At 64.7% G+C, this 22,749-nt stretch carries 24 protein-coding genes; 13 read left to right on the top strand and 11 right to left on the bottom strand.

The window, feature by feature from the left end; all coding sequences use genetic code 11:
• The first annotated feature begins 121 nt into the window (after nucleotides 1-121).
• Genes ACCD07_RS20545 through ACCD07_RS20500 form a run of 10 tightly spaced genes read left to right on the top strand, consistent with a single transcriptional unit; the run spans nucleotide 122 to nucleotide 7,543 of the window.
• On the top strand, nucleotides 122-1,261 hold the full coding sequence (locus tag ACCD07_RS20545) for a sigma-54 interaction domain-containing protein (RefSeq protein WP_413448410.1): 1,140 nt from the start codon (nucleotides 122-124) through the stop codon (nucleotides 1,259-1,261).
• Nucleotides 1,261-1,911: a cytochrome c biogenesis heme-transporting ATPase CcmA gene (gene ccmA, locus ACCD07_RS20540; RefSeq protein ID WP_413448409.1), complete on the top strand. Its 651-nt coding sequence runs from the start codon at nucleotides 1,261-1,263 to the stop codon at nucleotides 1,909-1,911. Before ACCD07_RS20545 ends, ccmA begins: the two co-directional genes overlap by 1 nt.
• Nucleotides 1,905-2,573: a heme exporter protein CcmB gene (gene ccmB / locus ACCD07_RS20535; protein WP_413448408.1), complete on the top strand. Its 669-nt coding sequence runs from the start codon at nucleotides 1,905-1,907 to the stop codon at nucleotides 2,571-2,573. The genes ccmA and ccmB overlap by 7 nt, the downstream gene beginning before the upstream one ends.
• Before the next feature lie 19 nt (nucleotides 2,574-2,592).
• Nucleotides 2,593-3,378 (top strand): heme ABC transporter permease CcmC, encoded by a 786-nt coding sequence (gene ccmC / locus ACCD07_RS20530; RefSeq protein ID WP_413448407.1) that lies wholly within the window; start codon nucleotides 2,593-2,595, stop codon nucleotides 3,376-3,378.
• Entirely contained in the window at nucleotides 3,375-3,533 is a 159-nt protein-coding gene (gene ccmD, locus ACCD07_RS20525; RefSeq protein WP_176655049.1) for a heme exporter protein CcmD, read from the top strand. The genes ccmC and ccmD overlap by 4 nt, the downstream gene beginning before the upstream one ends.
• A complete protein-coding gene (gene ccmE, locus ACCD07_RS20520) occupies nucleotides 3,530-3,973 on the top strand; it encodes a cytochrome c maturation protein CcmE (protein WP_176655050.1) in 444 nt (147 codons plus the stop codon). Before ccmD ends, ccmE begins: the two co-directional genes overlap by 4 nt.
• On the top strand, nucleotides 3,970-5,943 hold the full coding sequence (locus ACCD07_RS20515; protein ID WP_413448406.1) for a heme lyase CcmF/NrfE family subunit: 1,974 nt from the start codon (nucleotides 3,970-3,972) through the stop codon (nucleotides 5,941-5,943). The genes ccmE and ACCD07_RS20515 overlap by 4 nt, the downstream gene beginning before the upstream one ends.
• A gap of 13 nt (nucleotides 5,944-5,956) precedes the next feature.
• Nucleotides 5,957-6,484, top strand: coding sequence for a DsbE family thiol:disulfide interchange protein (locus ACCD07_RS20510; RefSeq protein ID WP_176655052.1), 528 nt, complete (start codon nucleotides 5,957-5,959; stop codon nucleotides 6,482-6,484).
• On the top strand, nucleotides 6,477-6,869 hold the full coding sequence (locus ACCD07_RS20505; RefSeq protein WP_413448405.1) for a cytochrome c-type biogenesis protein CcmH: 393 nt from the start codon (nucleotides 6,477-6,479) through the stop codon (nucleotides 6,867-6,869). The genes ACCD07_RS20510 and ACCD07_RS20505 overlap by 8 nt, the downstream gene beginning before the upstream one ends.
• Nucleotides 6,866-7,543, top strand: a complete 678-nt coding sequence (locus ACCD07_RS20500) for a tetratricopeptide repeat protein (RefSeq protein ID WP_413448404.1) — start codon at nucleotides 6,866-6,868, stop codon at nucleotides 7,541-7,543. The genes ACCD07_RS20505 and ACCD07_RS20500 overlap by 4 nt, the downstream gene beginning before the upstream one ends.
• Nucleotides 7,544-7,557: 14 nt before the next feature.
• Here ACCD07_RS20500 and groL read toward each other — a convergent pair whose 3' ends face one another.
• The 11 genes from groL to ACCD07_RS20445 form a co-directional block, all read right to left on the bottom strand.
• Nucleotides 7,558-9,180, bottom strand: coding sequence for a chaperonin GroEL (groL, locus tag ACCD07_RS20495; RefSeq protein ID WP_413448403.1), 1,623 nt, complete (start codon nucleotides 9,178-9,180; stop codon nucleotides 7,558-7,560).
• 13 nt (nucleotides 9,181-9,193) lie between these two features.
• Entirely contained in the window at nucleotides 9,194-9,919 is a 726-nt protein-coding gene (locus ACCD07_RS20490; RefSeq protein ID WP_413448402.1) for a lectin, read from the bottom strand.
• Between the two features lie 2 nt (nucleotides 9,920-9,921).
• The gene (locus tag ACCD07_RS20485; RefSeq protein WP_176655057.1) at nucleotides 9,922-10,401 is read right to left on the bottom strand and encodes a cytochrome c; all 480 of its coding nucleotides are present in this window, start codon (nucleotides 10,399-10,401) and stop codon (nucleotides 9,922-9,924) included.
• 28 nt (nucleotides 10,402-10,429) lie between these two features.
• Entirely contained in the window at nucleotides 10,430-11,437 is a 1,008-nt protein-coding gene (locus ACCD07_RS20480) for an SMP-30/gluconolactonase/LRE family protein (protein WP_413448401.1), read from the bottom strand.
• A 13-nt stretch (nucleotides 11,438-11,450) separates the two neighbouring features.
• On the bottom strand, nucleotides 11,451-12,041 hold the full coding sequence (locus tag ACCD07_RS20475) for a peroxiredoxin (protein ID WP_413448400.1): 591 nt from the start codon (nucleotides 12,039-12,041) through the stop codon (nucleotides 11,451-11,453).
• 25 nt (nucleotides 12,042-12,066) lie between these two features.
• Entirely contained in the window at nucleotides 12,067-12,681 is a 615-nt protein-coding gene (locus tag ACCD07_RS20470; RefSeq protein ID WP_413448399.1) for a c-type cytochrome, read from the bottom strand.
• Nucleotides 12,682-12,735: 54 nt separating this feature from the next.
• Nucleotides 12,736-13,119 (bottom strand): hypothetical protein, encoded by a 384-nt coding sequence (locus ACCD07_RS20465; RefSeq protein WP_413448398.1) that lies wholly within the window; start codon nucleotides 13,117-13,119, stop codon nucleotides 12,736-12,738.
• Nucleotides 13,116-13,523: a CHRD domain-containing protein gene (locus ACCD07_RS20460; RefSeq protein ID WP_413448397.1), complete on the bottom strand. Its 408-nt coding sequence runs from the start codon at nucleotides 13,521-13,523 to the stop codon at nucleotides 13,116-13,118. Before ACCD07_RS20460 ends, ACCD07_RS20465 begins: the two co-directional genes overlap by 4 nt.
• 14 nt (nucleotides 13,524-13,537) lie before the next feature.
• Nucleotides 13,538-14,983: a DUF1501 domain-containing protein gene (locus tag ACCD07_RS20455; RefSeq protein ID WP_176655062.1), complete on the bottom strand. Its 1,446-nt coding sequence runs from the start codon at nucleotides 14,981-14,983 to the stop codon at nucleotides 13,538-13,540.
• A 23-nt stretch (nucleotides 14,984-15,006) separates the two neighbouring features.
• Nucleotides 15,007-17,316, bottom strand: coding sequence for a DUF1549 and DUF1553 domain-containing protein (locus tag ACCD07_RS20450; protein ID WP_413448396.1), 2,310 nt, complete (start codon nucleotides 17,314-17,316; stop codon nucleotides 15,007-15,009).
• Nucleotides 17,317-17,506: 190 nt separating this feature from the next.
• Nucleotides 17,507-20,332 carry a TonB-dependent receptor gene (locus tag ACCD07_RS20445; protein WP_413448395.1) on the bottom strand — a complete coding sequence of 942 codons (2,826 nt, stop codon included), beginning with the start codon at nucleotides 20,330-20,332 and terminating at the stop codon, nucleotides 17,507-17,509.
• 344 nt (nucleotides 20,333-20,676) lie between these two features.
• Between ACCD07_RS20445 and ACCD07_RS20440 the strand changes: the two genes are divergently transcribed.
• The 3 genes from ACCD07_RS20440 (at nucleotide 20,677) to ACCD07_RS20430 (ending at nucleotide 22,745) form a co-directional block, all read left to right on the top strand.
• Nucleotides 20,677-21,120 carry a rhodanese-like domain-containing protein gene (locus tag ACCD07_RS20440; protein WP_413448394.1) on the top strand — a complete coding sequence of 148 codons (444 nt, stop codon included), beginning with the start codon at nucleotides 20,677-20,679 and terminating at the stop codon, nucleotides 21,118-21,120.
• Between the two features lie 8 nt (nucleotides 21,121-21,128).
• Entirely contained in the window at nucleotides 21,129-21,827 is a 699-nt protein-coding gene (locus ACCD07_RS20435) for a cytochrome b/b6 domain-containing protein (protein ID WP_413448393.1), read from the top strand.
• A 141-nt stretch (nucleotides 21,828-21,968) separates the two neighbouring features.
• Nucleotides 21,969-22,745: an energy transducer TonB gene (locus ACCD07_RS20430; RefSeq protein ID WP_413448392.1), complete on the top strand. Its 777-nt coding sequence runs from the start codon at nucleotides 21,969-21,971 to the stop codon at nucleotides 22,743-22,745.
• Nucleotides 22,746-22,749: the final 4 nt, after the last annotated feature.

Below are 22,749 nucleotides of genomic sequence, written 5' to 3'. Positions count from 1 at the left end.
CACAAGAGGGAGAAGGGCTTCTTTATCCAGAATGTGAATTTAGATGTACAAAATGATTCGTGTGCGTCGCACAAAAATCCCCTTACGCTGGCATGACTTCTTATCAACAACGGGAACCGCCGTGGACAAACTACTTACCTTCCCCGATCAGTCAGGAATGACCTTGTCGATCCGCGCCAAGGCGATGTTGTTTCACGATCCGCGCTCGTCGGAGCTGCTGCAGCAGGTGGAGCGTATCGCGCGCAGCGACGCCACGACCCTGATCATCGGCGAGACCGGCACCGGCAAGGAGCTGATTGCGCGCCACATCCACAACCAGAGCGAACGTCGCGGTCCCTTCGTCGCCGTCAACTGCGGCGCCTTCAGCGAATCGCTGATCGACGCCGAATTGTTCGGCCATGAGGCGGGCGCCTTCACCGGCGCCACGCAGGCGCGTTCCGGCTGGTTCGAGGCGGCCAACGGCGGCACGCTGTTCCTCGACGAGATCGGCGACCTGTCGCTGGCGTTGCAGGTCAAGCTGCTGCGCGTGCTGCAGGAGCGCCAGGTGGTGCGCCTGGGCGCGCGTCACCCGATTCCGTTGAACGTACGCCTGGTGGCCGCCACCAACGTCGACTTGCACAAGGCGATTGCCGCCGAACGCTTCCGCTCCGACCTGTACTACCGCCTCGGCGTGGCGACCGTGCATCTGCCGCCGCTGAGTGAGCGCACCGGCGACATCCTGCCGTTGGCGCGTCATTTCATCGATGTCTACAGCGGCAAGCTGAAACTGGAGAACGTCACGCTGTCGGCGGACGCCAAGCTGGCGCTGTTGTCCTACGAATGGCCGGGCAATATTCGTGAGCTGGAAAACGTCATCCACTTTGCGCTGATCGTCTGCCGCGACAACCAGATCCAGGCCGAAGACTTGAAGTTGACGGGCATCTCGCACCGCCACCAGAACCATCACGCGCGGCAGGCGCCGGTGGCGGCCGCGCCGCTGTCGAATGCGGACAGCTTCCTGCAGCAGTTGTCGGTGCTGGTCAACAGCATGATCGACGCCGACCAGCCGGACCTATTCGAGCGGCTGGAGGAGGGCCTGGTCCGCACCGCGTTCGACACCTGCAACCGCAACCAGGTGCAGACCGCGCGGGTGTTGGGCATCAGCCGCAACATCCTGCGCACGCATTTGAAGCGTTTCGGCCTGATCGGCTTCGAAGCCGGCGCGGACATCGCAGCCGTGGGAACCGTCGCGGGCGGCCACGGCGAACTGCTGCAGCACTGATGGCGGCGGCAACCATGCGTCTGCAGGCGCACCAGCTGGCATGCGCGCGCGGAGAGCGACAGCTGTTCAGCGATCTGAATCTCGAGCTGCAAAGCGGCGAAGCCTTGTGGCTCAAGGGCGGCAACGGCAGTGGAAAAACCAGTCTGCTGCGATTGCTGTGCGGCCTTGGCCGGCCGCTGGCGGGAGAAGTGCGCTGGAACGGTCAGCCTATCCAGAAGCTGCGCGAGGATTTTCACCGGCATCTGATTTACTGCGGCCACGCCAGCGCCGTCAAGGACGACCTGTCGGCATGGGAGAACGTCGCCACCGCCAGCACCCTGTCCGGCGTAACGTGCAACCGTGAGCAGGCGGTGGTGGCGCTGGTCAGCGTGGGGCTGGGCGGTGCCGCCGACCTGCCGGCACGGGCCTTGTCGCAGGGCCAGCGCCGCCGCGTCGCGCTGGCGCGGCTGGCGGTCGAGCCGTTGCCGCCCTTGCTGCTGCTGGACGAACCGTTTGTCGCGCTGGACGCCGCCGCCGTGCAGTCGCTGTGCCGCACGCTGAACCGGCACCTCGCCGCCGGCGGCATGCTGGTCTACACCACGCACCAGGCGCAGGCGCTGCAGGCGCGCCGCCTGGAGCAGTTCGACCTCGACCAGTTGCTGCCATGCTGACCGCGCTGGGCCATGTGATACGGCGCGACCTGCTGCTGGCGTTCCGCCGCCGCGCCGATGTGTTGAGCACCCTGGTGTTCTTCGTCATCGTTTGCACGCTGTTCCCGCTGGGTGTCGGACCGGAGCCGGAGCTGCTGCGCACACTGGGGCCGGGCGTGCTGTGGGTGGCCGCGCTGCTGGCCAGCACGCTGGCGCTGAACCGCCTGTTCGGCCTCGATCATGCCGACGGCACGCTGGAGCAGATGCTGCTGTCGTCCGAGCCGCTGGTGCTGATCGTCGCCGGCAAGGTGGTGGCGCACTGGCTGATCAGCGGCCTGCCGCTGGTATTGCTGACGCCTGTGCTGGCGTTGCAGTTCGACCTGGGCCCGCAGGCCACGGCGTCGCTGGCAATCAGCCTGCTGGTCGGCACGCCGGCGTTAAGCCTGGTGGGCGCCATCGGCGCAGCGCTGACGCTGGACGTACGTGGCGGCGGCGTGCTGCTGGCATTGCTGGTACTGCCGCTGTATGCACCGGTGCTGATCTTTGGCGCCGGCGCGGCGGTGGCGGAGGCCGGCAGCAGTGCCGCCGAAGCCAACCTGCTGCTGCTGGGCGGCCTGCTGGCCGGCGCGGCGGCGTTGTCGCCGTGGGCTACCGCATCGGCATTACGCATTTCGCTTGAATGAATAGAAAAGGAACACCACCGTGCTGAGTATCCGAACACCTTACCCCGCCGCAGACGGGCCCGCGCGCGCGGGCAGCTGGCTGCGTTACGCCGCGCCGCAGGCTTTCTTTCCGGTGGCCGGCCGCCTGATACCGTGGCTGCTGTCCGCCGCGCTGCTACTGACGATAGCCGGCCTGTATATCGGCCTGTTCGTGGCGCCGACCGATCACCAGCAGGGAGATGCCTACCGCATCATCTTCGTGCACGTTCCCGCCGCATGGCTGTCGATGCTGATCTACCTGGCGATGGCTTTCTGGGCCGCCGTTGGCTTGGTGCTGAACACAAGGCTGTCGTCGATGATGGCCAGCGCGCTGGCGCCGACCGGCGCGCTGTTCACTTTCCTGGCGTTGTGGACCGGCGCGCTGTGGGGCAAGCCGACATGGGGCGCATGGTGGGTGTGGGACGCGCGCCTGACGTCGGAACTGATACTGCTGTTCCTCTACATCGGCTTCATGGCGCTGCAGGCGGCGATCAACGATCCGCGCCGCGCCGACCGCGCAGGCGCCGTGCTGGCGCTGGTCGGCGTGGTCAACGTGCCGGTGATTTATTTTTCCGTCCAGTGGTGGAACACGCTGCATCAAGGCTCGTCGGTATCGCTGCGCAGCGCGCCAACGATGGCGACGCTGATGCTGCAAGGGATGCTGATCATGACGCTGGCCCTGTGGGCCTACGCCATCGCCGCCACGCTGCAAAGGTTGCGGACGATCGTGCTGGAGCGCGAACGGCACACGGAATGGGTACAACGCTACATCACGGAGCAGCGATGAATTGGGATAGCTGGAGCGATTTCATCGCAATGGGCGGATACGCCAGGTATGTATGGGGTTCGTTCGCCGTCGTGGGGATTGCCCTCGCAGGCGAGCAATCAGCGCTGATCCTGCGCTGGCGCGCCGCGCGCAAGGCGGTCGGGAAGCGCGTATGACACGCCGTCAACAACGCCTGGCGCTGCTGGCCGCCGCCTTGGGCGCGCTGCTGCTCGCGGCCTGGCTGGTCCTGTCGGCGTTTCAAAAGAACCTGGTGTTCTTCTTTACGCCCAGCCAGATCCTGGCCGGCGAGGCGCCACGCAACAAGAGCTTCCGCATGGGCGGCATGGTCGAGCCGAACAGCCTGAAACGGGAAGCCGACGGCGTCACCGTCAGCTTCGTTGTCACGGACACCGTGCGCAGCTTGCCTGTGCACTATCGCGGCATCCTGCCGGACCTGTTCAAGGAAGGGAAGGGCGTGGTCGCGCAGGGAAAACTGGGCGACGACCACCGCTTCGTCGCCGACGAGGTATTGGCCAAGCACGATGAAAACTACATGCCGCCGGACGCCGCGTACGCGTTGAAAAAAGGCCGCCAGACCGCCAAGGTGGACAAATGATCCCAGAACTCGGCAACTTCGCATTGATGTTGGCATTGTGCCTGGCGCTTGTGCAGGGCAGCCTGCCGTTGCTGGGTGCCTGGCGCGGTAACCGGCGCTGGATCGCCTTGGCGCGGCCGGCGGCGGCGGGACAGTTCACGTTTATCAGTTTCGCCTTCGGCTGCCTGCTGGCGTCCTTCATCGCCAACGATTTTTCGGTGGCATACGTGGCATCCAATTCCAACTCCATGCTGCCGCTGCACTTCCGCGTGGCCGCCGTCTGGGGAGGCCACGAGGGCTCACTGCTGCTGTGGGTGCAGATACTGGCGTTGTGGACGCTCGCGGTCGCGGTGTTCAGCCGCCGGCTGCCGGCCGCCATGACGGCGCGCGTACTGGCCGTCATGGCCTGGATCAGCGTCGGCTTCCTGCTGTTCATGCTGTTCACGTCCAATCCGTTCGACCGTCTTCTGCCGGCCGCGCGTGACGGCCGAGATCTCGATCCGTTGCTGCAGGATTTCGGCATGATCATCCATCCACCGCTGCTGTACATGGGCTATGTCGGCTTCTCCGTGGCGTTCGCGTTCGCCATCGCGGCGCTGCTGAGCGGAGAACTGGATGCGGCGTGGGCGCGCTGGTCGCGTCCATGGACGCTGGTGGCGTGGTCCTTCCTCACGCTGGGCATCTTCATGGGCAGCTTCTGGGCTTACTATGAGCTGGGCTGGGGCGGCTGGTGGTTCTGGGACGCGGTGGAAAACGCCTCCTTCATGCCATGGCTGGTCGGCACGGCGCTGATCCACTCGCTGGCGGTGACGGAAAAACGCGGCAGCTTCAAGAACTGGACGGTGCTGCTGGCGATCGTCGCGTTCTCGCTGTCGCTGCTCGGCACCTTCCTCGTACGCTCGGGCGTGCTGACGTCGGTGCATGCCTTCGCCACCGATCCGCGCCGCGGCCTGTTCATCCTGGTGTTCCTGGCGATCGTGATCGGCGGCTCGCTGACGCTGTATGCATGGCGTGCGCCGTCGGTGGGGCTGGGCGGCAGGTTCGCGCTGTTCTCGCGCGAGACGCTGCTGTTGCTGAACAACGTGCTGCTGCTGACCGCGGCCGCCACGGTATTACTGGGCACCTTGTACCCACTGTTCCTGGATGCGCTGGACCTCGGCAAGATATCGGTCGGCGCACCGTACTTCGAGGCGGTTTTTGTGCCGCTGATGCTGCCTGTGCTGCTATTGATGGCCGCCGCACCATTCGTCGAATGGAAGTCCGCGTCGCTGCGCACGGTTCTGGCGCGCGTCTCGCGCATCGCGCAGGCGGCGCTGCTGCTCGGGTTGACCGCGTGGTTTGGGTGGAAGGTGTCGCCGGCAGTGGCGGGCGGCCTGATGCTGGCCGTGTGGATATTGCTGGGGACCGCGCTGCATCTGTATCAACGTCTTGCCGAACCGGGGGAGGGCGTGCCGTTCATGCGCCATCTGGCCAAGCAGCCGCTGAGCTACTGGGGCATGCTGGCCGCGCATGCCGGCGTGGCGGTGTTCGTGGTCGGCGTCACGCTGGTCAATGGCGGCCAAGTATCGGCCGACGCCAGCATGCGGGTGGGCGACAGCATCGTCAGCAACGGCTGGCGCTACAGCTTCACGGCGTTGAACAAGGTGGATGGCCCCAACTACATCGCCGCGCGCGCCACCTTCGAAGTACGCAACACGGATGGAAAGGTATTGCTGCTGCAACCGGAAAAGCGTTACTACACGGTGCAGCAGATGCCGATGACGGAAGCGGCGATCGATCGCGGCTTCTCGCGCGACATCTACCTGTCGCTGGGCGAGCCAACCAAAGGCGGCGCCTGGGCGGTACGCATGCAGTACAAGCCGTTTGTCGGCTGGATATGGGCGGGCTGCCTGATCATCGCCGGCGGCGGCTTGCTGGCCGCGTCGGACCGGCGCTACCGGCTGGCGCGCCAGTCGCGTGCGGTGACATCGTCCGCCGTCGTTCCCGCTTGAACTGGAGTTGAACATGAAACGATATCTGTTGCCCTTGGGTGGATTTCTTGTGCTGCTGATCTTCCTCGGCGTTGGCTTGCGGCTCAAGCCGCAGGAAATTCCTTCGCCGCTGATCGGCAAGCGCGCACCGGCGTTCGCGCTGCCGCAGGTGGAGGATGCAGGGCGCACCTTCCGGTCGAAGGACATGGATGGCAAGGTGTGGGTATTGAATGTGTGGGCGTCGTGGTGCGCGCCTTGCCGCGCCGAGCATCCGGTGCTGCTTGAGTTCTCCCGGCTGGGCGCGGCGCCGGTCGTCGGCTTGAACTACAACGACGCGCGTGGCGACAGCCAGAGATGGTTGCGGGAATTCGGCAATCCGTATCTGGTGTCGGCTTTCGACGGCGATGGCAAGACCGGCATCGAATTCGGCGTTTACGGCGTGCCGGAGACCTTCGTCATCGACAAACGGGGGCAGATCCGGCTCAAGTTGACCGGCCCGCTGACGTCGGACCTGATACGCGACAAGCTGCTGCCGCTGATACGCGAGTTGAATCATGCTTGAACTGCGCCGCCTGCTGCTGACGTTCTGCGCGGCGACGCTGTGCTGCATCGTGCAGGCAGCACCGCAAGCCGACGGCGCGCTTGAATTACGCGTCAATCATGTGGCCGAGCAGCTGCGCTGCCTGGTCTGCCAGAACCAGACCATCGCCGACTCGCATGCGCAGCTGGCTCTGGACCTGAAGAACGAGGCGCGAACGCAGTTGGCACAAGGGCGTTCCGAGCAGGACGTGATCGACTTCATGGTGCAACGCTACGGCGACTTCGTGCTGTATCGTCCGCCGTTCAAACCAAACACCTGGTTGTTGTGGATAGGACCGTTCCTGTTGCTGGCCGCCGGAATGGCCACATTGCTGTACATCTTGCGACAGCGGGAGGAAAAGACATGACCGGATTTATCCTGATCGCCGGCGTGATGCTGGCTTGTAGCCTGGCTTTCGTGTTGCCCGTCCTTTTGCGCCGCGAGGCTGGCGGTGACGGCACGCCAGCGTCGCGCCAGCGCTGGCCGCTGGTGTTGATTGCGGTCGCGTTGCCTGTGCTGGCCGCCTCGCTGTACGCAGGGATCGGCAATCCGAAAGGGCTGCTGCCGCCACCGGAATCGGTGCAGGCCATCGCCGCCCGCGCGGTCGGGCCGGAGCAGATCGAAAGCATGGTAACCCGCCTGGCGCAGCGGCTGGCGAAGCAGCCGGACGATGCGGATGGCTGGCGTATGCTGGCCCGGTCCTACGAAACGCTGCGCCGCTTCGACCTGGCCGCCGACGCATACCGCCACCTGCTCGCGCTGGAGCCACAAAACCCGGATCTGCTGGTGGACTATGCGGTGGTGCTGGGCATGACGCTGAACCGCACGCTGGTCGGCGAACCGGAAGCCTTGATCGGTCGCGCGCTGGCCATCGATCCGAACCATATTCAGGCATTGGCTTTGTCGGGCAGCGCGGCACTTGAGCGGGGCGACGTCGCCAATGCGGTCAAGCCGTGGAAGAAGATATTGGCGCTGGTGCCGGCCGATTCCGATATCGGCAAGTCGATCGCGGAGAATATCGCCAAAGCCCCGCAGAACTGAGCCGAGGCGCGGTGTTACGCCGCTTCTTCGTGATGATGATGATCGTCCGCCGATGGCGGCAACGGGATGGAGTAAATGCCGGCCTCGGTGGACAGCAGCAGGCCGGCCACGGAGGCCGCGTTCTGTAGCGCCACGCGCGTAACCTTGGCCGGATCCAGTATACCCAGTTCAAGCAGGTCGCCGTAGCCGCCATCGGCGGCGTTGTAGCCGAAGTTTCCGCTGCCTTGCAGCAGGCGCGCAAGCACCACCGCCGGCAGGCCGCCGCTGTTGACTACGATCTGTCGCAGCGGCTCCTCCACCGCCCGCAGGACGATGGCGATGCCCGCATCCTGATCGGCGTTCGCACCGCGCAACTTTCCCAGCGACTGGCGCGCACGCAGCAGGGCCACGCCGCCGCCGGGCACTATGCCCTCGGCCAGCGCCGCGCGGGTGGCATGCAATGCGTCTTCCAGTCGCGCCTTTTTCTCCGACAGCGCCGCCTCGGTGGCGGCACCGAGGCGGATAACCGCTACGCCGCCCGCCAGTCCTGCCAGCCGCTCCTGCAGCTTGTCGCGGTCGTAGCCGGCCGGCGTGGCATCGATCTGCGCCTTGATCTGGCCCGTGCGTACCTGTATCGATTCCTCAGCGCCGCGGCCATCGATGACGATAGTGTGTTCCTTGCCCACTTCCACGCGGCGCGCTTCGCCAAGGTCCGCCAGCGTGACCTGCGCCAGGGGCAATCCTGAATCGGCAGACACCACGCGAGCGCCGGTCAGCGCGGCGAGATCCTCCAGGCTGTCGCGCCGCCGTTCACCAAACCCCGGCGCCTTGACCGCCACAGATTTCAGCAAGCCGCGCGAATGATTGACCACCAGCCCCGCCAGCGCCTCGCCCTCCACATCCTCCGCCACGATCAACAGCGGGCGCGCTGTCTTGGCCACCAGCTCCAGCAACGGCAGCAGTTCGCGCACGTTGGCTATTTTGGCATCCGCCAGCAGTATCAACGGCCGTTCCAGCTCCGCCACCTGCCGTTCCGCATCGCTGATGAAGTAGGGCGACAGATAGCCGCGCTTGAACTGCAATCCCTCGGCGATGACCAGATCGTCCTCAAGCGACGGACCGTCTTCCACTGTGATCACGCCATCGTTGCCGACGCGCCCGAACGATCTGGCGATGATCCCGCCGATGACAGCATCTGCGTTGGCCGACACGGTAGCCACCTGCGCGATTTCGCGATTGCCCGATAGTGGCCGGGCCGACGCCGCAAGTTCGGCCACGATGGCCATCACGGCCTTGTCTATGCCACGCTTCAGCTCCATCGGGCTGAAACCAGCGCTGACATATTTGAGACCTTCGCGAACAATGGACTGCGCCAATACAGTAGCGGTCGTGGTGCCGTCGCCAGCGTCGTTGCCGGTGCGGGCCGCCACCTCCCTGATCAACTGCGCGCCGATGTTTTGCAGTGGATCTTCAAAGTCGATCTCGCGTGCCACGGTCACGCCGTCCTTGGTCAGCACGGGGCTCGCATGGCCGCGTTCCAGCACAACGTTGCGCCCGTTGGGGCCGAGTGTCAGCCGGACCGCATTGGCGACAATGTCGATGCCGGAAACTATGCGCCTGCGGGCGCTATCGCCGAATATCACTTCTTTCGCTGCCATGCTGTTCCTTAGCTTAGTTCGTGGCGAAGCAGTACAGCAGGCCGGCGCCGCCGGTGGCGACCAGGTTGGCCTGGCCGCAGCCGCGGCTTGGATGCGCCGCGTTCCACGACGAGTTGCCGCCACCGGTGCGGTCGAAGTGGCCCAGTTGCGCCGAACCTTCGGCGGCACTGCTGGTGTAGTTTTTGCAGGTGTGATCCGCCGCGTCGGCGAAGGCACGACCGTCCGGCTGCGAACCGGTAATGATGTCATGCTCGTTCGGCTTGTCGCCTGCCCCTTTCACCGGTTCGTTCTTTTCGGTGAAGACGGTGGTGCGGGTCAGGTTGTTGCCGAGGCGGGCCGCATCGAGCGTATCGCCGTGCAGGTGCGCGACATCCTTGGCCACCGCCGCGCCCCGCGTGTTGAACCACGGCCCGTTGCCGATGCGGTCGCGCGCGTTGACGGCCGGCTTGCCATCGGCCGCCTGCGTGCTCAGATAGGCGTGCCAGGTCTGCTTGCCGGCGCCGACCGATTCGGCCAGTTTTTGACAGTGCGCATCCGCACCGGCCAGGCCGCCCAGGTCCGCGCCTTTGCCCAAACCTTCGCTGGTGACGAAAAAGCTCAACGGCTTGGCCGGGTCGGTTGAACGCGCGGTGTTCGGTTGCTGTGCGGGCGCCGGCGTTTGCGCGGAAGCCGCCGTGGCCAGGCACAACGCCGCGACGGCGCCGCAGATCAGCGCGGATTTACGTAAGAAAGTAGTCATGTTCAGTCTTTGGATTTGAAGTCGTCATGGCAGGATTTGCAGGTGCGCTGCAGCTTGCCGAATTGGGCTTTGATGGCGGCGACGTCGCCGCCGCCGGCCACGGTCGCCAGTTCGCCGGCCTCCTTGCCGAAGCTGGCGTTCAGGTCGGCGAATTTTTTCGGATCCTTGAACAGTTCCGGCTTGGCGCTGGTGTCGTGCCAGCCTTTGCCCTGTTCTGTACCGGCCGCAAACAGTCCACCCAGGCCCGAATTGGCGATGGCGGAGATGACGTTGGCGGCGCGCTGCACTTCGTCCTTGTTGTACGTGCCTTCGACCGATGCCTTGATGCGGCCTGTGTTCCAGGCCACGATCTGGAACGCCGACTGGCGCCATTTGATCAGGTTCTCCGGCTTCGGCGCTTGCTGTGCCAGCACACTGGCGGAACCGGCGAGCAGGGCGATCGCCAGGGATGGTGCGAGGATTTTCTTGAGTCGTTGATTCATCGTTTTTCCATCGTGAGGTTAAAAATCGCTACTTGGCGCGTCCGCCGTAGCCTTCCGCCAGCAGGGCGATCTTGTAAGCGGCGCCGCGTCCGACGACGTACAGGGTTTTCTTGTCCGGGCCTGCGAAGGCGAGGTTCTGCGGCGCTTTCGGCAAGGCGATGATGCCCAGTGCCTCGCCCTTGTTCGAGAAGACCTGGATGCCGGCGGTGGACGCCACATACAGCCTGCCGCTGGCATCGACCGCCAATCCATCGGCGCCGCTGCTGGTGCCGGTGTCCGTCTTGCGCCAGCCTTCCAGTTTGGCGAAATTGCGGCGAGCGCCGATGCTGCCGTCGGCGGCGATGTCGTAGGCCAGCACGTGTTCTCCGGCGGTGTTGGCGACATACAGCACCTTCTCGTCGGGGCTCAGCTGGATGCCGTTCGGGCGCTCGATATCGGCGGCGATGCGCTGAAGTTCACCTGACGGCGTGATGTGGTACACGGCGGGCTTGGCGACCACCGGTTGTTCGGCCGGCGCCGGCGTGCCCGCAGGACGGGGCGGAGCGCCGGAATCGGTGAAGTAGACACTGCCCTTGCGGTCGACCACCAGGTCGTTGGGGCGGCCGAAAGGCTTGCCTTCATACTGATCCGCCAGCGTGCGCGCATGCGAGGCCGGATAGACGATGCCGACGCGCGGCTTCAGCACCTGCACCGCGTACAGGTCGCCGTTGGCGGTGAAGCCCAGGCCATTGGAACCGTTGGTGTTGTCGAGGAAGGTGGAAGTGGAGCCGTCGGCGGCGATGCGGGTGATGCGGTTGGCCTGAGTCTCGGTGAAGATCAGGCTGCCGTCTGGCAGTACCACCGGGCCCTCGGTGCCGGTGAAGCCTTCCTTGATCAGCTGTATCGGCGTGCCGGCTGCCACCACGCCGGCGATGGCGGGTGTCAGCGCGGCAGCGGCGGTGGTCTGTGCATGGGCGGTGAGGTCGGCTGCCACCAGCGCCACGCCCGCGGCGATGGCGACGGCCAGGTGAGGTTTCCAGATTGTGAGGTTCTTCATCGTCCGCGCCTCATCAGGATTTTTTGGAAGGATGCTGGGCCAGCTGCTGCACCGTCGCCAGCGCCTTCTCGACGTTGGCTTCAGGCGTCAGGCCGCCCACGGTGGCGGCGATCTTGCCGTCCGGCGTAATGATGAACGTGGTGCGTTCGGCGGCGGCGTGGTCGATCTCGATGCCGCGCGTATCCTTCTTGCCGGCGGCGATTTCCCTGATCGCCAGATCGTACGATTTTGCGATGTCGCCGTTGGCGTCAGCCGCGACCGGGAACTTGCCGGCGCAGTAGTTCGGATCGGCCGAGAATTCGTTCAGGCGCGCAATGCTGTCGAGCGAGACGCCCACCACGGTGGCGCCGGCGGCGCTGAACTTGTCATGATTGACGGCGAAGGTGTGGGCCTGGATGTTGCAGCCGCCGGTGAAGGCGGAAGGGTAGAAATAGACCACGACCGGGCCTTTCTTCAGCGCGTCCTTGAGCGAGAAGGCAAAAGCCTTGCCGGCCTGCGAAGCCTGGGCCTTGAAGGCCGGTGCGGCGTCGCCTTCCCTGAGCGCGGCGCTGGCCGGCAGGATGACCGTTGCGGCCAGCAGTGATGCGATGATCAGTTTTTTCATTGATATTCCTGTTTTGGTTGGATGACTACATCTCGGATACGTAGCGCGCCAGCGATTCGATCTCGGCGTCGGTCAGCGGCGCCGCCAGCTGGTTCATGACGCCGCCGGCGCTGTTGTTGCGGCTGCCGTTGCGCCAGTCCTGCAGTTGCTGCTCCAGGTAGCGCTGCCCCTGGCCGCCGATCACCGGTGCCACACCCGCCACGCCTTTGCCGCCTTCACCGTGGCAGGCGATACAGGCTGGCAGCTTGCGCGCCGGGTCGCCTTGCGCATACAGCTGCCGCGCGGCCGGATGGGCCATGGCGTCCGGCGCCGTGGCCGAGGCGGCGCGCGGAGTGCCGGCCAGGGCCGGCAGCGTGGCGAAGTAGGCGGCGATGTCGGCCAGGTCGGCGTCGCTGATCCCGGTCGCCATCATCTTCATGAACTCGTGCTTGCGTTTGCCGCTGCGGAAGTCCTGTATCTGCTTGACGATATACGCCGGATACTGGCCTCCCAGCTTGGCGAACTTGCCGTCGGCGCCGTTACTGAAGCCCTGGCCTTCGCCGGCGGCGCCGTGGCATTCCAGGCATCGCTCGGTGTCGGCTTTTTCCCTGCCTGCCACCGGATCACCCGGCGGCGCGGCGAGGGCAGGCGGCAGCATCATTGTCAGCAACAGCGTCAGTAACTTCGCCGCCGTCCGCGATACTCTGAAAATAAGCTACTCCTTCTTGTAAAACGTGTGGCAGGTACGGCAGGTGCGCGACAGCGTGGTGGCCGCCGTGGTGGCCGATTCAAAATTATTGGCCGCCACGTAGCCGACGATCTCGGATGACAGGTCCTTGCTCTGCTTCGCCAGGTCCACCGCGTTCTTCGCATCGCCCTTGTGGTCGAAGAATGTCTCGACCTCCGCAAACATCTGCGTCAGCTCCTTCGCGTCGGCGGTGGCGCCTTGCTTGTTACTGAGGGCGATATTGGAAGACAGGCTTTTGTTGGTGTCCTCGATGGTCTGCATCAGGTCGACGCTGAGCTCCTCCGCCGACCGGACTCCGGCCGACAGCAGCATCGACACCGCAATCACTAAAATGGCTTTACCTGACCTCATGGACGCAACTGGCCTCGAATCTCGCCCGGCTTGTGGTCGGCGCTGTGCACGTTGATATACAGGTTGCCGGCCAGGTAGCTGGCGTACTGCTCGTCGTTCAGCGTGGCGCCGGCCGGAACGGACCAGGTGTTGTCGCCGGTTTTGGCCAGCGTGATCACCGGCGGACCGCTCTTGCCCGGGGCGGCCAGGTGGATGTGCGCGGCGGTGGCCTGCACTTCCTTGGTGGTGATGCCGCCGCTGACCGCGTGCTCGGCGCCGGCGCCGACCGAGATCGTGCCGTTTCCGCTGGCGCTGGTGGCGACGGCCGGCGTTTCTTCAGCGCCGGTCAGGACTACCTTGGTGTCGCCGGCGTGGGCCGCTGCGGCGACCAGTGCGAGGATCATGGCTATGCTGTATTTTTTCATGGGTATTTTCTCTCTTAGGCCAGCAGTTCTTTGATGACTTTTCCGTAGACGACGGTCGGACGCTCCGATCGGCCGTTGTTGAGGAATGTGGTTTTCAGGTGGTCGAGGCCCAGCAGCTGCAGCACGGTCGCATGCAGGTCGTAGGTGTCGACCGCCTTGTCCTTGTCCGCCACCTGCAGGCCGATTTCGTCGGTGGCGCCGTAGGTGGTTCCGGCCTTGATGCCGCCGCCCGCCACCCATTGGGTGTAGCCCCAGGGGTTGTGGTCGCGGCCATTGCCGCTCTGGCCATATGAGGTGCGGCCGAATTCCGAAGTCCACACCACCAGCGTTGATTCCAGCAGGCCGCGAGCCTCCAGGTCCGCCAGCAGGCCGCCGATCGGCTTGTCGATCATGCGGGCGTTGACGGTGTGATTCTTTTCCAGTTCGCTGTGCGCATCCCAGCTGGTGATTTCGGTCTGGCCGTCCGGCGCGCCGGACACCACCTGGATGAAGCGCACGCCGCGTTCCACCAGGCGGCGCGCGCGCAGCAGTGTGGTGCCGTAGCTGGCGCTGGTTTCGTCGTTCAGGCCATACAGTTCCTTGGTGGCGTCGCTTTCCTTGGTCAGGTCCACGGCTTCCGGCGCGGCCACCTGCATGCGGTCGGCCAGTTCGTAGGAGCGCACGCGGGCTTTCAGCTCGGTATCAGCCGAGTAGCGCGCCGCGCCGTCGTTGTTGAGGCGCTTGAGCAGGTCCAGCGACGCGCGTTGCTGGGCCGCCGTGCGCAGCTCCGGACGCTCCAGGTACAGGATAGGCGATGGGCCCGGACGGAAGGCCGTGCCTTGATATACCGCCGGCAGGAAGCCGGAGTTCCAGTTGACCGAACCGGCGCTGGGCTCGCTCTTGCCGTTGTAGAGCACCACATACGGCGGCAGGTCCGGATTGGCCGAGCCCAGCGCGTAGCTGACCCACGCGCCCAGCGACGGACGGCCAGGACTCAGGTCGCCCGTGTTCAGCTTCAGGATCGAGATGTCGTGCGTGGCGCCGACCGTCACGCTGGACTTGATGAAGGCGATCTTGTCGGACTGGGTGGCGATGCTCGGCACCAGGTCCGAGAACCACGAACCGCTGTCGCCGTGCTGCTTCCAGGTGCGCTTGGATGCATACAGCTTGCCGACGCCGCCCTGGGTGCTGGTCTTGATCCCTTTCAGGAAGGAGGCCGGCACGTCCTGGCCCGCCAGCTTGATCAGGTCAGGCTTGTAGTCGAACAGGTCCAGCGTGCTTGGCGCGCCATTCATGTGCAGCCAGATCACGGACTTGACCTTGGCCGGAAAGTTCGGCTGCTTCGGCGCCAGCGGATCGGCCAGCTCGGCGGCGCTGGCCGCGTGCAGCAGGCCTCCGCCCGGCAGCAGGCCGGTGAGGGCGCCGGCACTCAGGCCCAGGCTGGATTTAAGCAGGAAGTCGCGACGGGAATTGATACTCATGGTGCTGTCCTTTGTATGAATGATTAGAAGCGGTAGGCGAAGTCGTTGGAATTGGCGACTGCGTGAACCAGGTCGACAAACGCCGCCGCCCGGACCGGATTAACTTGCTGATTCTCTTTCAGGCCCGATGGCACGGCGATTTCAAACTTGCCTTGCGCGTTCTTGGCCAGGATGATTTTTTCCTCCTTGTCGAGGAAGTCCTTCAGCGCCGCCCTTTCGTTCTTGTTCGGAACGCGGGCAAACAGGATCTCGTACAGACGGTTGATCTGCGCCGATTCATCCTTGCCGGCTTCGCGGATCACGCGGCCGGCTAGAGCCTGCGACCAGCCGAACACCACGTCGCTGTTGAACAGCGTCAGGGCTTGCAGCGGCGTGGTGGTGACGTCGCGCTTGTGATGGGCATGCGACGGATCGGCCAGGTCGAAACTCTGCATCAGCGGATACGGAACGCTGCGGCGCACGAACACGTACACGCTGCGGCGGTTCTGCTCCGCCGGATCCTTCGACGGCGTCCACAGATTGCCGGCATTGAAGTTCGACGGCACCGGCGGGAATACGGCAGGGCCGCCGATCTTGTCTTCCAGCTGGCCGGATGCGGCCAGCAGCGAGTCGCGGATTTCCTCGGCTTCCAGGCGCTTGCGTGGATAGACCGCCAGCAGCTTGTTGTCCGGATCGACCTTCAGCACATCGTCGCGCTGGCCGGAGGACTGGCGGTAGACGCTCGACAGCAGGATCTCGCGATGCAGCTTCTTGACGCTCCAGCCTTGCTTGACGAAGTCCGTGGCCAGGTAGTCCAGCAGTTCCGGGTGGGTAGGCTTCTGGCCGGCGCGGCCGAAGTCCGCCACGGTGCCGACGATGCCGTTGGCGAAGTACTGGCTCCAGACGCGGTTGACGAACACGCGCGCCGTCAGAGGATTGTCCGGGCTTGCCAGCCAGTTGGCCAGCGCGGTGCGGCGGCCCGACGAGGTGGCGGTCGGCTTGATCTCCAGCTTGGCGTTGGCGCCGGCCCACAGCACCGGCAGCGCAGGCTGTACTTCATCCGTCGGCCGCTCATGCACGCCGCCGAAGCGGACGAAGGTCGGCGGCGCGTCGGGGTGACCTAGCTCGGTGGCGGTGGTCAGCGTCAGGCTGCCTTTTTCAGGACGCAGCTTGTCGAACTTCTTCAGGTCGGCGGTCAGCTTCTGGTACTGCTTCCACTTCTCGACGTTTTCCGGCTTGTAGTCCGGCGTGTCCTTGTCTTCGGCGGTCAGCTTCAGGTAGGCCACCACGTCCTGCTCCGAGCTGACGGACTTCAGGCGGAAGTTGACCCAGCGGTCCATCGCGTTCCATTCCGTTTCCGGCTTGAAGATGGCCTCGCGGCTGTCGGTCAGGTAGCGTTCCTTGTGATACTTGACGGCCACCGTGCGCACGGAGTCCAGGATGGCTTTCTGCTGCGCGCGGATATCCTTGGTCGCTTCGCGGTAGGCGTTCTGCTGCTTCTCGTAAGCCAGTTCGCCTTCACCCTTGGCGGCCGGCGCCTTTTCGTCGAAGCTGGTGTTGGCGAAGTAGGCCTGCAGTTGGAAGTATTCCTTCTGGGTGAGCTTGTCCGCCTTGTGATTGTGGCAGCGCGCGCAACCGACGGTGGCGGCGAGGAAGGTCTCGCCGACCAGGTCCGTCATGTCGGTGGCGATCTGGTATTTGCGCTGCACCAGGTCGCGCGAGTTCGAGTTGTCCGGATAGCCGGCCAGGAAGCCGGTGGCGATCTTCGCTTCCTGGCTGTCAGGCCAGATCTCGTCGCCAGCCAGCTGCTCCCGGGTGAAGCGGTCGAACGGCTTGTCTGCATTGAAGCTGTTGATGACGTAGTCGCGGTAGCGGAAGTTGTTCGGACGGGTGGTGTCGTTCTGGAAACCGGCGCTGTCGGCATAGCGCGCCAGGTCCAGCCAGCGGCGCGCCTGGCGTTCGCCGTAATGCGGCGACGACAGCAGGCGGTCGGCCAGCTTTTCATAGGCGTCCGGCGACTTGTCGTTGACGAAGGCCTTGACCTCTTCAGGCGTCGGGATCAGGCCCCAGGTGTCCAGCGTCGCGCGGCGGATGAAGGTGGCGCGGTCGGCGTCCGGCGATGGCTTCAGGCCTTTCTCTTCAAGCTTGGCGAGCACGAAGGCGTCGACCGGCGTGCGCACCCAGGCCTTTTGCTTGACCACGGGGACCGTCGGCTGGGTCGGCGTGGTATAGGCCCATGCCTTTCCAGCGGCCGGTGTTGCGGCTTTGGAGGCGTCCTCCGGCGCAGCCGACAGCACGGCGGAAAAGCACAGCAGCACGGCGATCGATAGTATCTTTATTGCGGGCTTGTTCACTGACTTGCTCCTTCTGATAAGTGTTAATGCGGCTCTCTAAGCTTTAGATAGCAACTACCGGGCCAGCGCCTTCATATGGCCCATGCGATTGATTTAACTGGGATTTCTTCCGAGCGCGAGGAAGGCGCCTGCTGCTGCGCGGGCAGATGCTGCGGCCTGCTGTTGAATAAACAGCAGGCCGCTGTTGGACTTACAGCTTGCCGCTGAAGGTCAGGCCGTACCAGCGCGGATACGGATTTGGCGCATAGCTGACCCATGCCGGCTCGTGCTTGCGGTTGTCTGTCAGGTTCTTCACGATCAGGCTGACATCGAAGCCACTCTTGGTCGACAGGCCGATGGCGAAGTCGGTTATCGCATTGCCCGGAACGTAGCCGTAGGAGGACAGCGTGTCGCTGTTGTTATAGCGGCTGGTGAAGGCGGTGTTGAAGCTGGTGTGGAACTGCTTGTCCGCCCACACCGGCGCGCGGTACTCGGCGCCGACGTTGCCGGTCCATTTGGCCACGCCGGGCAGCGTCAGGCCGCTCTGGTCGACGTAGGCGGCCGTCAGGTAGCCCAGTTCGTCCGGCTTGGCCGCCTGCGGGAAGCTGATGTAGCGGGCGTCGGTGTAGGCGCCGGATACGCGGATGCTGAGGTTCTGGATGCCTGAGTACACCGCATCCAACTCCAGGCCACGTGCGCGCGCCTTGGGCACGTTGCCCTGCGCCGTCACGTAGGCGGTCGGATTGGCCTGGCCGTTGGCGATGTTGGTCTGCGTGGTGAAGTCGTCCACCACCCGCACCGTCGACTGGTAGTCGCGGATATTCATCTGGAACAGGTCCGCGTTGACGATCAGCGTGTTGTTCAGCAGGCTCGATTTCAGGCCGACTTCAAACGCGTTGGTCTTTTCCGGCCGCACGTTGGCCGACAAGCCGTTGACGTTGAGCGCAGAGCCGGACTTCTCCCCATACTGCCACGAGGTATAGCCGGTGATGTTGTCGTTGAAGCGGTAGCTTGGGCTCAACGTCGCGGTGGTCAGGTTGTCGTTGTAATAGCTGGTGATGCCGCTGATAAGCTGCCCGACCTGGCCTGCGCGCAGCGCCTTGGCCGCCGCCACCTGCGCCAGTTGCGCGGTGGTCAGGGCGCCATACGAGGCTGCGCCGAAGTAGCGGTTGGCCACAGCATCGGCCAGCGCCAGTTGCGCAGCGCTGTTGCCGGTGGCGAGCGCGCCGCTGGCGGTGGAGTTGAAGCCGCCCAGCTGCACGCCGCGCACGGAGACCGGATTGAGGGCCGCGCCGGCGCCGTTGGCGGTCAGGAAGCGCGTGTCGGTGGTGTTGCGGTTTTCGTGCGTCAGGCGCAGGCCGCCGGTCAGGCTGACCGCGTCGGTCGCGTGCCAGGTGGCGTTGCCGTAGATCGCCGAGCTCTTGGTGTGGACCACCGTGTCGCCTTTAGCCACTGCGTCATCCAGCGAGTCCTTGAGCAGTGCCAGGCCCGCGCCGCGGTTGGCACCGGCGTTGCGGTCCAGCGTGTTGTACTGGGCGACGGTGGCGAACCACGCGCCGGCGTCCGAACCCCAGCCGGTCTTGGAGGCGATGTCGTCGTCGGTCTTCAGGTAGAACAGGCCGGCCACGTAGTCGAAGGCGCCGCCCGGCTTGGACTTGAGCTTGAACTCCTGGCTGAACTGCTGGTAGTCCACTCCGCCGCCGCCGTTGCGGTTGATGTCGAACGGCGTGCCTTCGTCGTTGTGCGCGTCGAAGGTGTATTTGCGGGTGGCGGTGATGGAGCTGAGCGTGTGGTTGGCGACGTTCCAGGTCAGGTCAATCTGGCCGCCCTTGTTATGCACGGTCTGGCCCTGGTTCTCGTTGAAGTTAAGGTTGTTGTCGCCGATGTAGTTGTTGTCATAGGTGTAGGGCGTGCCGTTGAAATCTCGTCCGGCGAACCATGCGCGGCCCGGAGTGTAGACGCCGGTGGCGTTGGTGAAGCCGGTCAGCTTGGCGCGCGTGGTGGTGCCGCTGGGGTCCGTCAGCGAGCCGTCGGCGAAGCGGTCGGGCTGATTCTTGTAGAAGGTCAGGCCGTTCTGTACTTGCGGCGCGTGCGGCTCGAGATCGAAGCTGACGCGGACGTTGAAGTCGGCGGTCGGCGTGAACAGGAACTGGGTGCGGCCGCTGACGCGGTTCTTGTTATACAGGCTGTAGTTGGTATCGAAGTTGTTGACGTAGTAGCCGCGGCTGCGGTCGACCACGAAGGAGCCGCGCCAGGCGAGCAGGTCGTCGATGATCGGGCCGCCGAGATTGGCCTTGGCGATCAGCGTGTCGCGCTGGCCGTAGGTGATCTGGTAGTCGGCGCTCGGGTAGAACGACGGACGCTTGGTGTTGACGCTGACCACGCCCGAGCTGGCGCCCTTTCCGCCCAGCGTGCCTTGCGGGCCGCGCGTGACGTCGACCGAATCGACGTCGTAGAAATCGAAGTTAGCCAGTTGCGACAAGCCGTAGCTGACGCCATCGACCACCATGCCGACGCTCGGATCCTGCGTTTCGGTGAACGAGCGCTTGCCCAGGCCGCGTATCGACAGCGAGGCGCCGCGTGTGTTGTTCTGGTTGAACTGGATCCCGGCGCTGCGCTTGGTGATGGCGCTGAGGTCTTGCGCCAGTTCGCGATCCAGCTCCGCGCCGCTGACTACGGAGACGGACAATGGCACGTCTTTCAGCAGTTCGATCTTCTTCTTGCCACGCACGGTGACTGCGCCCAATGCCTGTGGTTCTTCTTCGGCCGCAGCGACGGCGGGGGCAGGCGCCTGAGCCTCGGCAGCCGGCGCCACCGGAGCGGCGGCCGAACCGGCTTGCGCCTGCGCGGCCAACGCCTGTTTCAGCTTGGCGTTCTCCGCCAGTACGCGGGCGATTTCCGCCTGCAGATCAGCGATGGTCGGCGCGTCGGCGGCATGCAGCGGACCCGTAGCCAGCAGGCCTAGCGCGGCGACAACAGCTGCGGCCAACGGCGCCGCTCGGAAGTGGTTCGGTAAAACGTTATGCGTTTTGCTCATTACTTTGCTCTCCTGATGGTGGCGGTGGTATTGAGCTCTATTTCGCAAGTTACGTGCCATCGCGGATAAATTGTTTATACGATTAACGTATATGTTTAAGCACCAGTATTGGCGTGCCCGCATGCTTGCATACGGCGTAGCGACTGCGCGTGGAACGACTGAAGGCGCTGTTGAATCCCCAACAGCTCTGCTGTATTTTCTGTTGGTGCATCACCAGGCCGTTGCGGATAAAAACTGCAGGAAGCCAGCAAATACGGGCGTTCCGCGATACGCAGGTGCTTGGCATGATAGTTGCGAACGAAGCGGATGAGCCATCTCACTCATTCACTTCGAAAGCACACACCATGAAAAAAATCCACATAGCAGCATTGGCACTGGCGCTGGTATCCAGCGTTTCCGCATTCGCGCAGCAAGCCGCGCAACCCTGGACTTACAAGACCAAACAACTGGAGCGCGCTGAAGTCGACGCGCTGCTGGCCAAGCCGGAAAAGCTGGTCGTGATTGACGTGCGCCGTCCGGACGAAGTAACGGCCAAGGGCAGCTTCCCTGTCTTCCTGAATATCCAGGCCAAGGACGTCGAAAACCAGTTGGCCTATATTCCAAAGGACCGCGTCATCGTCACCGTCTCGAACCACGCCCATCGCGCCGGCGCCGTCGGCGACCTGTTGACCGCCAAGGGCTTCAAGGTGGCCGGCGCCGCCGGCTCGGAAGACTATGAATCGCAGGGCGGCAAGATTGTCCGCATCGCGCCGCCGGTCAAGCAGGTTGCCGCCGCAGCCCCGAACTGAGTCCAGCCATGAACAAGCGCGCCACCTATGAGGAAGTGCAGCCGCAGATTGCGGCACCGGCCGGCAAACGCATCCTGGTATGGGACCTGCCGACGCGGATATTTCACTGGTCGCTGGTGCTGGCGGTGACGGTCGCCATCGTCAGCGGCGAGATCGGCGGCGACTGGATGGAAATCCACGGCAAGGCGGGCCTGGCGATACTGGGACTGGTGACCTTCCGGCTGGTATGGGGATTCGCCGGTTCCACGCATGCCCGCTTCGTGAATTTCGCGCCGACCGCCGGCAAGCTGCGGGCCTATCTGCGCGGCCGCTGGAAGGGGCAGGGGCACAATCCGCTTGGCGCGCTGTCGGTGTTTGCGCTGCTTGGGCTGCTGGCGGTGCAGGCCACCACGGGCTTGTTCGGCAACGACGAGATCTCGTTCACCGGCCCGCTGTTCGCGCTGGTGGAGGAGGGGCTGGCAAATCGTCTGACCGGCCTGCACAAGCAATTGGCGTATGTGCTGCTGGGGGTGCTGGCGCTGCACATCGTCGCCATCCTGGTCTACCTCGTTCTCAAGAAGGACAACCTGGTCAAGCCGATGGTGACCGGATTCAAGGAGGTGCGCGTTGGCGCCTCCGCGACCAAGGGTAGTGGGGCCGCGCTGGTGCTGGCGCTCGCCGCCGCCGCTGCGGTGGTGACCGCCGCCAGCGGCGCTGTTCACTGGTAAGCAGCCGCCGTGCGCAGGCTGTTGGCTGCGCAGCAGCTGGCGGCCGATGAAATACAGAGTTTTCAATGAAATCAGTCACTTGAAGTCCGGGCACGGTTTCTGCTCAAGGACGTGCAAGGACAATAGCGAAAGGGCCTCATCATGACCGCACTGACTTTTGAGAGTATGAATTATTCGCCGCGCCGCGCGGCGGTGCGCCGGCAGGCGCGGCCCGCTCCGCGCGTGCAGCCGGTTGAAGCGGCGGTACCGGCCAGCGTTGCGATTCCACGTACCGGCATTGCCGGCAAAGGCAACAAGCGTGGTCTGGCTGCGCTGGTCGGCCTCGCGGTGGTGCTGCATGCCGGCGTGATCATCGCCTTCCACCAGGGCGGTCAAATCGAACCGCTGCCGCCGAAAGCTGCCGAGCCGCTGGCGATCGAGTTTGCGCCGCCGCCACCGCCGCCGCCTGAGCCGCCCAAGATTCAGCCGCAGGTCGCCAAGGTGGCGCCTGCGCCGGCCAAGGCGCCGCCGCAGTTGCCGGTGGTGGCGCAGGCACCGGTCGACGACGGTCCTCCAAGCGCGAACACCGTACAGGTGGCGACGCCGGCACCGCCGGCTCCCGTGGCCGCGCCGCCTGCGCCGCCGGCACCCGAGCCGGTCACCGAGCCGCGCGGCTATGCCGGCTATCGCAGCAACCCGGCGCCGGAATATCCAGCGCTGGCGCAGGACCGCGGCCTGCAGGGACAGGTTGTGCTGAAGGTCCACGTGCTGGCCTCGGGCAAACCGGACAACGTCGCCGTCGATAAGTCCAGCGGCCACAAGATACTCGACGACGCGGCCGTGAAGGCGGTGCTGGCGTGGTCGTTCGATCCCGCCAAGCGCGGCCAGACGCCGATCGATGGCTGGGTCAAGGTCCCACTGAATTTCAAACTTTCCTGACTTT

The sequence above is a fragment of the Duganella sp. Dugasp56 genome (assembly GCF_047304105.1).
GTDB lineage: Bacteria > Pseudomonadota > Gammaproteobacteria > Burkholderiales > Burkholderiaceae_D > Rugamonas > Rugamonas hordei.
This window is presented reverse-complemented; position numbering and strand designations above follow the sequence as displayed.